Annotated in this window: 9 protein-coding genes and 1 pseudogene; 4 read left to right on the top strand and 6 right to left on the bottom strand. The window is 74.4% G+C overall.

Going from position 1 to position 11395, the window contains the following annotated elements; translation table 11 throughout:
• Positions 1-133: 133 nt before the first annotated feature.
• Positions 134-1285: an ROK family protein gene (locus ACFW1A_RS32015; protein WP_380415069.1), complete on the bottom strand. Its 1152-nt coding sequence runs from the start codon at positions 1283-1285 to the stop codon at positions 134-136.
• 326 nt (positions 1286-1611) lie between these two features.
• Between ACFW1A_RS32015 and ACFW1A_RS32010 the strand changes: the two genes are divergently transcribed.
• Together ACFW1A_RS32010 and ACFW1A_RS32005 are read left to right on the top strand one after the other, a co-directional pair.
• Positions 1612-2289 carry a class I SAM-dependent methyltransferase gene (locus ACFW1A_RS32010; protein WP_380415067.1) on the top strand — a complete coding sequence of 226 codons (678 nt, stop codon included), beginning with the start codon at positions 1612-1614 and terminating at the stop codon, positions 2287-2289.
• A 50-nt stretch (positions 2290-2339) separates the two neighbouring features.
• The gene (locus ACFW1A_RS32005; RefSeq protein ID WP_380415065.1) at positions 2340-2765 is read left to right on the top strand and encodes a GNAT family N-acetyltransferase; all 426 of its coding nucleotides are present in this window, start codon (positions 2340-2342) and stop codon (positions 2763-2765) included.
• A gap of 106 nt (positions 2766-2871) precedes the next feature.
• Here ACFW1A_RS32005 and bioD read toward each other — a convergent pair whose 3' ends face one another.
• The 3 genes from bioD to bioB all read right to left on the bottom strand — a co-directional run bounded on the left by bioD (position 2872) and on the right by bioB (position 6235).
• Positions 2872-3591: a dethiobiotin synthase gene (gene bioD, locus ACFW1A_RS32000; protein WP_380415063.1), complete on the bottom strand. Its 720-nt coding sequence runs from the start codon at positions 3589-3591 to the stop codon at positions 2872-2874.
• Positions 3588-4820, bottom strand: a complete 1233-nt coding sequence (locus tag ACFW1A_RS31995) for an adenosylmethionine--8-amino-7-oxononanoate transaminase (RefSeq protein ID WP_380415073.1) — start codon at positions 4818-4820, stop codon at positions 3588-3590. Before ACFW1A_RS31995 ends, bioD begins: the two co-directional genes overlap by 4 nt.
• 134 nt (positions 4821-4954) lie before the next feature.
• Complete coding sequence (gene bioB, locus ACFW1A_RS31990; RefSeq protein ID WP_380415060.1) at positions 4955-6235, bottom strand: biotin synthase BioB; 1281 nt, start codon at positions 6233-6235, stop codon at positions 4955-4957.
• 185 nt (positions 6236-6420) lie between these two features.
• Between bioB and ACFW1A_RS31985 the strand changes: the two genes are divergently transcribed.
• The gene (locus ACFW1A_RS31985) at positions 6421-7182 is read left to right on the top strand and encodes a hypothetical protein (RefSeq protein ID WP_380415058.1); all 762 of its coding nucleotides are present in this window, start codon (positions 6421-6423) and stop codon (positions 7180-7182) included.
• A 52-nt stretch (positions 7183-7234) separates the two neighbouring features.
• Here the strand turns inward: ACFW1A_RS31985 and ACFW1A_RS31980 are convergent, their stop codons facing one another.
• Positions 7235-9742 carry a DEAD/DEAH box helicase gene (locus ACFW1A_RS31980; RefSeq protein WP_380415071.1) on the bottom strand — a complete coding sequence of 836 codons (2508 nt, stop codon included), beginning with the start codon at positions 9740-9742 and terminating at the stop codon, positions 7235-7237.
• 129 nt (positions 9743-9871) lie between these two features.
• Here ACFW1A_RS31980 and ACFW1A_RS31975 point away from each other — a divergent pair, with 129 nt between their 5' ends.
• A complete protein-coding gene (locus tag ACFW1A_RS31975) occupies positions 9872-11053 on the top strand; it encodes an 8-amino-7-oxononanoate synthase (protein ID WP_380415056.1) in 1182 nt (393 codons plus the stop codon).
• Positions 11054-11093: 40 nt separating this feature from the next.
• Here ACFW1A_RS31975 and ACFW1A_RS31970 read toward each other — a convergent pair.
• Positions 11094-11395, bottom strand: a pseudogene (locus ACFW1A_RS31970) (MFS transporter); the annotation flags it as partial.

Here is an 11395-nt window from a genome sequence, read left to right as displayed (position 1 = left end):
GAACGGGGCGGGCCTCTCGCGCGGAGCGGGCACGGCGTCAGGAGCGGGGCTGGTCCACCGCGCAGGAGCGGCAGTGGTCCACCGCTCAGGAGCGGGGCTGGTCTACCGCGCAGGAGCGGCAGTGGTCCACCGCTCAGGAGCGGGGCTGGTCCACCGCGAAGAGCTGCTCCTCGACCTGGTCCAGCGCCAGCCGCAGCGCGCCCAGCGCCACCACGTCCTCGCCCAGGGTGGAGAGCGCCACCTCCGGCGGCCGCAGGCAGAACCGGGCGAGCTGCTCGCGCAGCGGCTCCAGCACGTCGTCCAGCCCGGCCGCCCAGCCGCCGACCACCACCAGCTGCGGGTCGATCGCCAGCGCGAGCGCGGCCACGTCGTGCACCAGGCGCTGCAGGAACCGCTCCTTGGCGTCCCGGGCGACCTCGTCGCCCTCCCGGGCCAGCGTCAGCACCCGGCCCACCGCCGTCTCGTCCAGCGGGTCGAGCGGCTTGCCGTTGGTGGAGAGCAGCCGTTCGGGAGTGGCCTGCTGTCCGAGCAGGTGCAGCGCGCCGATCTCGCCGGCCGCGCCGCCGAAGCCGCGGTGCAGCCGGCCGTTGATCAGCGAACCCGCGCCGGGGCTCAGCCCGGCCAGCACGAAGACCACGTCACCCATGCCGACCGCGGCGCCCTGCCAGTGCTCGGCGATGGCGGCCAGGTTCGCGTCGTTCTCGATCAGCACCGGGCAGCGGAACGAGCGGCGCAGCCGGGCGCCCAGGTCCAGGCCGGTCCAGCCGGGCATCGCGGTGCCGAGGCGGACCGAGCCGTCCTTGTCGACGATCCCGGGGCTGCCGACGCCGACCGCCCAGAGGCTGTCCCGGGAGACGCCCGCCTTGCGCAGCACCTCGGCCACGGCGGTGCGCACCGCGCCCACCCGCTCCTCGGCGTCCAGCGCCTCGTCCACCTCGCGGGCGTCGGAACCGATCTGTTGGCCGGCCAGGTCCGCCAGCACCACCCGGATCGCGTGCACGCCGATCTCGACGCCGAGGATGTGCCCGGCCTCGGCGCGGAACCGGAACCAGCGGGCCGGGCGGCCGCGCTGGCGGCTGCTCTCCTGGCCCTGCTCGACCTCGGCCACCAGGCCGGACTCGACCAGGCCCTCGATCACCCCCTCGACGGTGGGCCGGGACAGGCCGGTGTCGCCGACCAGCTGGGTGAGGGTGACGGCCTGCCCGTCGCGCAGCGCCCGCAGCGTGACCGCGGCGTTGATCCGACGCAGCAGCGAGGAGTCTCCTCCGGTGAGCCGATCCGCCAAGTCGCTGCCTTTCCACAGTCGCGCGACTGCCCCGGCGCGCGGTGTCGAGTGCCCGCGGGCATCCCCTGGTCCCGTGGGGACGGCCGAGCCGTCGCAGGACGAGGGAGTTCCACAGGCGGCGGGGCGTCAGCCGGATCCTAGCCGTGCCCACTCCCGCCCGCGAGCATCTGTGCAGCTCATGACCGGTTCGGTATCGAAAGTTGACCTAGCACCGGGTGGGAGCGGCCGGTTCGGGTGCGAGCCGTGCGGCGCCCGACCGGCGCGTGGCCGGCGCAGGACCGGCGCGCGGCCGCCGGAGAGCGGCGCGGAAGCCTATGCTGCGGGGCATGCTGAGCCACCTGGAGAACGCCGCGCCGACCGACGGCGCGTTCATCCGTGCCGCCACCCGGCTGGGCCCGGTCCCGTTCGTGCCCGAGATCGCGCTGCACCAGGCCACGGACGCGATCGAGCTCTGGGAGACGACCGAGCGGGCCCGGGGCGAGGTCGGGCTGCCGCCGCCGTTCTGGGCCTTCGCCTGGGCCGGCGGGGTCGGGGTGGCCCGGTACGTGCTGGACCACCCGGAGCTGGTGGCCGGCCGGACCGTGCTGGACCTGGCGGCCGGCTCCGGCCTGGTCGGCATCGCGGCCGCGCTGCGCGGGGCCGCCGGGGTCCGGGCGGCGGAGATCGACGCCTACGCGGTGGCGGCGATCGCGATCAACGCGGAGGCCAACGAGGTCGCGGTCGAGGCACTGGCCGCGGACCTGCTGGACGGCGACGGCGCCCCGGCCGAGGTGGTGCTGGCCGGGGACGTCTTCTACGAGCGGGAGATGGCGGCCCGGTTCCTGCCCTTCCTGGAGCGGGCGCAGGCCCGCGGTGCCACCGTGGTGGTCGGCGACCCCGGGCGGGCCTACCTGCCGAGGCACCGGTTCACCGCGCTGGCGGAGTACCAGGTACCGGTGGTGGCCGACCTGGAGGACGCCTCGGTCAAGCGGACCACGGTCTGGCGGCTGAACCCGTCGGAGTGATTCCGAGACGCGATTGAGCCGTCCGCCGGGCCGGTGGTAGGACTTGGTCCATGAACGAACTGATCATCCGTCCGGCGGCCCGGCAGGAGATCCCGGCGCTGCTGGAGTTCTGGTCCAGGGCGGCCGAGGGCACCTCCATCTCGGACGACCCGGTCGGCGTGGCCCGGCTGCTGGAGCGCGACCCCGAGGCGCTGATCGTGGCCGAGCACGCGGGCGCGGTGGTCGGCACGGTGATCGCCGGCTGGGACGGCTGGCGCGCCTCGCTCTACCGGCTGGCCGTCGACCCGGCGCAGCGGCGCCGCGGCATCGGCGCGGCCCTGCTGGCGGCCGCCGAGCGGCGGTTCGCCGCGCTGGGCGGCCGGCGGGCGGACGCGATGGTGCTGGAGCACAACGAACTCGGCCAGCACGCCTGGCGCGCGGCGGGATACCGGCCCGAGGAGCAGTGGCGGCGCTGGGTCAAGCCGCTGACGGACTGACTGACGGACTGGCTGACGGACCGGCGGGCGGGCCGACCCGAGGATCGTCCCCCGCCGGTCCGTCAGTCCGTCAGCGGCTCACACAGCCCGGCTCACACAGCCCGGCTCACGCCGCCCAGGTCCGGGCGAACTCGTCCGCGTCCCAGTGCCCGCCGAGCGCCGGGGCCAGCGCCGCCGCGGCCCGGTCGGCGAAGCCCGACGGGTCCGCGGTGACCCCGGCCGGCAGTGCGCCGAGCAGCGGTGCCCCGGCGTCCAGCGGCAGGTCGGCCAGGTTGCAGCGCATCGCCAGGTCGGGCTCGGCCGGCCAGCTGCCGATCACGATCCCGGCCGAGCGCAGCCCCCGGGCGCGCAGCGCCTCGGCGTTGAGTGCGGTGCTGTTGAGCGTGCCGAGGCCGGCGTTCACCACGGTGAGCACGTCGGCGTCCAGCGCCCGGGCCATGTCGGCCAGGGTCAGCCCGTCCCGGTCGTAGCGGACCAGCAGGCCGCCCGCGCCCTCGACCAGGGTCAGGTCGTGACCGGCGGTCAGCCCGGTCACGCAGTCGAGCACCTGGTCCAGGGTCAGGAACGGCAGCCCGGAGCGCAGCGCCGCCCGGTCCGGAGCCAGCGGCTCGGGGTAGCGGGCCAGCTCGCGCAGCGTGACGGCGGGTCCGGCGAGCCGGGCCACCTCCTGCGCGTCGCCCGCCTCGCCCGGCGCCATCCCGGTCTGGCCGGGCTTGAGCACCGCCACCGACCGGCCGGACCGCACCGCGAGCGCGGCGAGGGCGGCGGTGACCGCGGTCTTGCCGACCTCGGTCCCGGTCCCCGTGACGAACAGCAGGCGGCTCATCCGGCCACCGCCGCGGCGGTCACGGCGCGCCCGATCGCGGCCAGGTCGTCGTCCCCGGTCACGTACGGCGGCATGGTGTAGATCAGGTCCCGGAACGGCCGCAGCCAGACGCCCTCGCGGGCGGCGGCGGCGGTCGCGGCCGGCACGTCCACCGGGTGGTCGAGCTGCACCACGCCGATCGCGCCCAGCACCCGCACGTCCGCCACGCCCGGGACCCCGGCCGCACCGGCCAGGCCGTCGCGCAGGCCGGTCTCGATCCGCTTCACCTCGGTCAGCCAGTCCTGGCCGAGCAGCAGGTCGATCGAGGCGTTGGCCGCGGCGGCGGCCAGCGGGTTGCCCATGAAGGTCGGCCCGTGCGCCAGCACCGGCACCTCGCCCCGGCTGATCCCGTCGGCCACCTCGGCGGTGCACAGCGTGGCGGCCATGGTCAGGTAGCCGCCGGTGAGCGCCTTGCCGAGGCAGAGCACGTCGGGGGAGACCCCGGCGTGGTCGGCCGCGAAGAGCGCGCCGGACCGGCCGAAGCCGGTGGCGATCTCGTCGAAGACCAGCAGCACGCCGTGCCGGTCGCACAGTTCGCGCAGCAGCCGCAGGTAGCCGGGGGAGTGGAAGCGCATGCCGCCCGCGCCCTGCACCACCGGCTCGACGATCACCGCGGCCAGCTCGCCGGCGTGCTGCTCGATCGCCGCGGCCAGCTCGGCCGCGTAGGCCGGGTCCGGCTCGGCGTCGAAGCCGGCCGGCGGCTCGGGGACGAAGACCTGCCGGGGCAGCACCCCGCCCCAGAGCTGGTGCATGCCGCCCTCGGGGTCGCAGACCGACATCGGGTGGAAGGTGTCGCCGTGGTAGCCGCCGCGCCAGGTGAGCACCCGGCGCTTCTCCGGCCGCCCGGTCGACTGCCAGTACTGCAGGCACATCTTCATCGCCACCTCGACCGCCACCGAGCCGGAGTCGGCCAGGAACACGTGCTGCAGCGGCTCGGGGGTGATCTCGACCAGCGTGGTGGCGAGCCGGACGGCGGGCTCGTGGGTGAGCCCGCCGAACATCACGTGGCTCATCCGGTCCAGCTGCTCGCGCACCGCCTGATTGATCACCGGGTGGTTGTAGCCGTGCACGGCCGCCCACCAGGAGGCCATGCCGTCGACCAACTCCCGGTGGCCGCCGATCGGTTCGGCCAGCCGCAGGCGGACGCCGGAGGCCGACTCGACCAGCAGCGACGGCACCTTGCCGGGCATCGGCCCGTACGGGTGCCAGACGTGCGCGCGGTCCAGCGCGAGCAGCGCCGCGGTGTCGGCGGACGAGGCGGTCGCGGCCGTGGCGCTCGCGGCCGCGCTGCCGGGGGACGTGGTGCGGGGGTTCTGGTGCGGCATCAGGCGTTCGGGGCCAGCTCGGTGCCGGCGCCGCGGCGGCGCACCTTCACCAGGTCCGAGCGCAGCTCACCGGGCTCGGCGTCGGCGGCGGGCTGCTCCGCGACGGGCTCCACAGTGTCGCCCTGCTCGGCCGGGGCCGCGTGCGCGTCGCCGCACGGCCCGCAGCCACCGCCCGCGTGCCCGCCGCAGCCGGTCGCGGCGGTCTCGGCGGCCGTCTCGTGCGAGCCGCAGGCCGAGGCGCCGCCGCACCCGCCGCCGACGGCGGCCGACACGTCCGCGCGGTGCCGAGGCAGCGTCATCTCGCCCTGGCCCTCGACCTCGAAGCCGGCGTCCTTGATCATGTCGAGGTCGGCCTGGCCGGCCTGGCCCTCGCTGGTCAGGTAGTCGCCCAGGAAGATGGAGTTGGCGATGTGCAGGCCCAGCGGCTGCAGGCTGCGCAGGTGCACCTCGCGGCCGCCGGCGATCCGCACCTCGACGTCGGGGCAGACGAACCGGACCATCGCCAGGATCCGCAGGCAGCGCTGCGGGGTGAGGTTCCACTCCTTGGCCAGCGGGGTGCCCTCGAACGGGATCAGGAAGTTGACCGGCACCGAGTCCGAGCCCAGCTCGCGCAGCGCGTAGACCACGTCCACCAGGTCCTCGTCGCTCTCGCCCATGCCCGCGATCAGGCCGGAGCAGGCGGACAGGCCCGCGCCGTGCGCCTTCTGCACGGTGTCCACCCGGTCCGCGTAGGTGTGGGTGGTGGTGATGTCGCCGTAGGTGCCCTCGGAGGTGTTGAGGTTGTGGTTGTAGGCGTCCACGCCGACGGCGGCCAGCCGCTCGGCCTGGTTGTCGGAGAGCAGGCCCAGGCAGGCGCAGATCTCCACGCCCGGCTCCTGCTCCTTGATCGCACCGATGGTGCTGGCGACCCGCTCGATGTCACGGTCCGTCGGACCGCGCCCGCTGGCCACCAGGCAGACCCGCTTGGCGCCGCCGGCCACCCCGGCCACCGCGGCCTGCGCGGCCTCCTCCGGCTTCAGCCAGGTGTACTTGAGGATCTCCGCCTTCGAGCCCAGCCGCTGCGAGCAGTAGTTGCAGTCCTCCGGGCAGAGCCCGCTCTTGAGGTTGACCAGGTAGTTGAGCTTCACCCGGCGGCCGAACCACTGCCGGCGCACCCGGCCGGCGGCCGCGACCACGTCCAGCAGCTCGTCGTCGGTGGTGGCCAGGACGGCCAGCGCTTCCTCCCGGGTGGGGAGCTCGCGGTTCAGGCCCTTGGCGGTGAGAGTGTCGAGCAGATCCATGAAGCTGATCCTGCCTGTACGAGCTAGAGCGGCGCCATAGCGAATCGGCCAGAAGATCCTGCCAAGGGTGTGCAAGTTGTCACAGTGGCAGCTGCACAGATGGTTCGCGTCCGACCCCTTGGCCGGTGCGGTCAAGGAGATCCCCACTGACCTGCGCGGGCGTGATCCTGCATACAATCTGCGGCATGACCACGCAGGGCGATTCGCGCTCCATACCCGACGAGCCGGCTCCGACTCCAGGGCACGTCAGAAACGGTGCGCGGGGCGGCTCCAGGCGCACCCGGCTGCTCGGTTGGGGCGGCGTGGTGGTGGTGCTCGGGGCGGGCGGGTTCGTGGTCTCCAGTCCACACCCCGGCGACTGGCTGCCGGGGCTCGGCCCGTCCAGCAAGGACCGGCAGATCGTGGTGGTCGGCAGCCCCGCCCCCACCTCGGCGACCGACCCGGTGCCGTTCACGGTGGACGGCTACTTCCCGGCCGCCAAGCCGGTCGAGGTGAACAACTACAAGGGCCGGCGGTCCGGCGGCCGGCAGGGCAACGACTGCGCGGAGACGCTGCGCGACCCCGCCAAGAACGTGCTCAAGGACTCCGGCTGCCAGGGTTACCTGGCCGTCAGCTTCAGCCGGGCGGACGGCAAGGTGCTCACCAGCGTGACCGTGCTGCGGTTCGCCGACGACCAGCAGGCCGCCAAGGCCGCGGCCCTGGTGAAGGACCAGGCGGGGCTGTTCACCTTCGTGCTGCCGGACTCCTCGATCGCCACCCCGTCGGCCGCGCCCGGCGGCAAGGCGGACCTGCCGCCGCGGGTGGAGACGGTGCGGCACTTCCTGACCGTCACCAGCTCGCGGTTCGCCGACGGGCACGCGCCGGCCGGCGCCGACGATCCGGACCTGGCCGAGGCGACCCGGGTGGCCTCCTACACCGCCGCGGCGGCCTTCTTCAACTGGATGTGAGCGAGGGGCGCCTGACGGACCGTCAGGCGCCCCTCGCCGGATCCCGCCGCCGTCAGGCGCCGGCCCCGTCCATCCGGTCGACCGCCGTGACCTGGAGCACCGCGCGGCCCTCGTCGTCCGAGCCGTGCAGGTCGACCTCGGCGCTGATGCCCCAGTCGTGGTCGCCGGCCGGGTCGTCGAAGATCTGCCGGACCCGCCACAGGCCGTCCTCCTCGACCTCCTCGATCAGCAGCATCTTCGGGCCGCGGGCGTCCGGGCCGGTGCCCAGGTCGTCGTGCTCCTCGTAGTAGGCGTCCATCGCGTCCGCCCAGCGGTCCGCGTCCCAGCCGTACTCGCCGTCCAACTCGCCCAGCGCGCCGTAGTGTTCGAGCGCGGCCAGCTCCACCCGGCGGAACATCTCGTTGCGCACCAGCACCCGGAACGCGCGGGCGTTGGCCGTGACCGGCTGCGGCTTGGCCTCCAACTCCTGCTCCGCCTCGGTGGGTTCGGTGGGGTTGGCGAGCTGCTCCCACTCGTCGAGCAGGCTGGAGTCGACCTGGCGGACCAGCTCGCCCAGCCAGGCGATCACGTCCTTCAGCGCCTCGGTCTTCAGGTCGTCCGGCACGGTCTGCTCCAGCGCCTTGTAGGCGCCGGCCAGGTAGCGCAGCACGATGCCCTCGGTGCGGGCCAGGTCGTAGTGGCCGACGTAGTCGGTGAAGGTCATCGCGCGCTCGTACAGGTCGCGGACCACCGACTTGGGCTGCAACTGGTAGTCGCCGATCCACGGGTGCGCCCGGCGGTACACCTCGTAGGCGTGGTTGAGCAGCTCCTCCAGCGGCTTGGGCCAGGTGACCTCCTGGAGCCGCTCCATCCGCTCCTCGTACTCGATCCCGTCGCGCTTCATCTCGCCGATCGCCTCGCCGCGCGCCTTGTTCTGCTGCGCGGCCAGGATCTGGCGCGGGTCGTCCAGGGTCGCCTCGACCACCGAGACCACGTCCAGCGCGTAGCCGGGGGACTCCTGGTCGAGCAGCTCGAACGCGGCCAGCGCGAAGGTGGAGAGCGGCTGGTTGAGCGCGAAGTTCTCCTGCAGGTCCACGGTGAGGCGCACGATCCGGCCCTCGGCGTCCGGCTCGGCCAGCTGCTCGACCACGCCGCCGGCCAGCAGCGAGCGGTAGATGGCGATCGCCTGGCGGATGTGCCGGCGCTGCGCGGAGCGCTCCTCGTGGTTGTCGGTGAGCAGGTGCCGCATCGCCTCGAAGGCGTTGCCCGGTCGCCCGATCACCGCCAGCAGCATCGCGTGGCTGACCTTGAACCGGGAGACCAGCGGCTCGGGTTCGGCCGCGATCAGGCGCTCGAAGGTCTCCTCGGTCCAGCTGACGAAACCTTCCGGCGCCTTCTTGCGGACCACCTTGCGCTTCTTCTTCGGGTCGTCGCCCGCCTTGGCCAGCGCCTTCTCGTTCTCCACCACGTGCTCGGGGGCCTGGGCCACCACCTGGCCGACCGTGTCGAAGCCCGCCCGGCCGGCCCGGCCGGCGATCTGGTGGAACTCGCGGGCGCGCAGCACCCGCACCCGCACCCCGTCGTACTTGGAGAGCGCGGTGAACAGGACGGTGCGGATCGGCACGTTGACCCCGACGCCGAGCGTGTCGGTGCCGCAGATGACCTTCAACAGGCCGGCCTGGGCGAGGCGTTCGACCAGTCGGCGGTACTTGGGGAGCATCCCGGCGTGGTGCACGCCGATGCCGTGCCGGACGAAGCGGGACAGGTTGCGGCCGAACTTGGTGGTGAAGCGGAAGTTGCCGATCAGCTCGGAGATGGCGTCCTTCTCCGCCTTGGAGCACATGTTGATGCTCATCAGCGACTGCGCCCGCTCCACCGCCTCCTTCTGGGTGAAGTGCACGACGTAGACCGGTGCCTGACCGGTCGTCAGCAGCTCCTCCAGGGTGTCGTGCAGCGTGGTCCGCTTGTACTCGTAGAAGAGCGGCACCGGGCGGGTGGCCGAGCGGACCACGGTGGTGGTGCGGCCGGTGCGGCGGGTCAGGTCGGTCTCGAACCGGCGCACGTCGCCCAGGGTGGCCGACATCAGCAGGAACTGCACCTGCGGCAGTTCCAGGATCGGGATCTGCCAGGCCCAGCCGCGGTCCGGCTCGGCGTAGAAGTGGAACTCGTCCATCACGACCTGGCCGATGTCGGCCCGGGCGCCGTCGCGCAGCGCGATGTTGGCCAGCACCTCGGCGGTGCAGCAGATGATCGGCGCGGTCGGGTTGACGCTCGCGTCGCCCGTCATCATGCCGACCTGCTCGGTGCCGAAGATCTTGCACAGGTCGAAGAACTTCTCCGAGACCAGGGCCTTGATCGGCGCGGTGTAGAAGGTGCGCTTGCCCTCGGCCAGCGCCGCGAAGTGCGCACCGGCGGCGACCAGCGACTTGCCCGACCCGGTCGGCGTCGCCAGGATCACGTTGGCACCGGTGAACAGCTCGATCAGCGCCTCCTCCTGGGCCGGGTAGAGGGTGATGCCGCGCTCCTCGGTCCACCCCGCGAAGGCGGTGTACAGCGCGTCGGGGTCGGCCGGCTTCGGCATCAGGTCCAGGAGGGTCACCTGCCCACCCTACCGTTCACCTGCGCCGACCCCGGCGCGCACCTGCCAGGGCCCCCGGTGTGCAGTGGATTACGTTGCTCGCTCTAGCGGCCGCGTGTCAGTCTGCGGAGCATGATCCCTGCATCCGAGGTGTCCGCCCGGCCCACCGCCCCCGGCGCCGTCTTCGACTGGCTGGACGAGGCCGCCGAGCTGCGGGCCCGCGCCGGCCTGACCCGTACCCTGCACAGTCGGCCGGCCGCGGACACGGTGCTCGACCTGGCCAGCAACGACTACCTCGGCCTGACCCACCATCCGGCGGTGACCGGGGCGGCGGCCGAGGCGGCCCGCCGGTGGGGCGGGGGATCGACCGGCTCGCGGCTGGTCACCGGGACCACGGCGCTGCACACCGAGCTGGAGGCGGAGCTGGCCGCGTTCGTCGGGGTCGAGGCGGCGCTGGTCTTCTCCTCGGGCTACGCGGCGAACCTGGCCGCGCTGACCGCGCTGACCGACCCGGACACCCTGATCGTCTCCGACGCGTACAACCACGCCTCGCTGATCGACGGCTGCCGGCTGTCCCGCAGCGAGGTGCGGCGGGTGCCGCACGCCGCGCCGCACGCGGTGGCGCAGGCGCTCGCGGAGCGCACCCAGCCGCGCGCCCTGGTGGTGAGCGACACGGTCTTCTCGGTGGACGGGAACGCGGCGCCGGTGGCCGGGCTGTCCGCGGCCGCCCGGGCGCACGGCGCGGCGCTGCTGCTGGACGACGCGCACGGGCTCGGGGTGCTCGGCCCCGGCGGGCGCGGCACGCCGGCGGCCAACGGTCTGGCGGGGGCGCCGGACACGGTGACCACCGCGACGCTGTCGAAGTCGCTCGGGTCGCAGGGCGGCGTGGTGCTCGGGCCGGCCCGGGTGATCCGTCACCTGGTCGAGTCGGCGCGCACGTTCATCTTCGACACCGGGCTGGCGCCGGCCGCGGTCGGGGCGGCGCTCGGGGCGCTGCGCCTGCTGCGCGCCGAGCCGGACCGTGCGGACCGGGCCCGCGAGGTCGCCCGCACCCTGTCGGCCGAGCTGTCCCGCGCGGGCCTGATCGCCAGCGACCCCGACGCGGCCGTGGTCTCGGTCCGGGCCGAGAGCCCCGAGCAGGCGGTGGCCTGGGCGGCCGCCTGCCGCGGCGCCGGGCTGGCGGTCGGCTGCTTCCGCCCGCCGTCCGTGCCGGACGGCTGGTCCCGGCTGCGCCTGACGGCCCGGGCGGACCTGACGGCGGACCAGATCGCCTTCGCGGTCGCCACCGTGACGGGGACCCGGCCGCCGGCCTGACGCAAGCTCGGAGGGACCGACGCGCAGGCGGGACGGCGAATCAGCCCGCCTGCGCCGCTCTCGCCCGCGCCGCTCCCGCCCGCGCGGCCCGGGCCCGCGCCCGGGTGCCGGACCGGACCGCCCCCGCCGCCCCCGCCAGCACCGGCAGCGCCGCCAGTGCGAAGCAGGCCCCCGGCGACAGCACCCCGGCCCCCACCCCGGCCAGCGCCGCCCCCGCCGTCGAGCCCGCGTTGAACGCGGTGTTCACCCAGGCCCCGGCCGCCGCCCGCCGGCCGTCGCCCGCGCGCCGGTCGGCGACCACGTACGCGCCGGCCAGCACCGGACTGACGAACACCCCGAGGA

The organism is Kitasatospora sp. NPDC058965 (genome assembly GCF_042741245.1).
Taxonomy (GTDB): Bacteria; Actinomycetota; Actinomycetes; order Streptomycetales; family Streptomycetaceae; genus Kitasatospora.
Note: the sequence above shows the minus strand (reverse complement) of the source record. Positions and strands in the feature narration are given on the sequence as shown.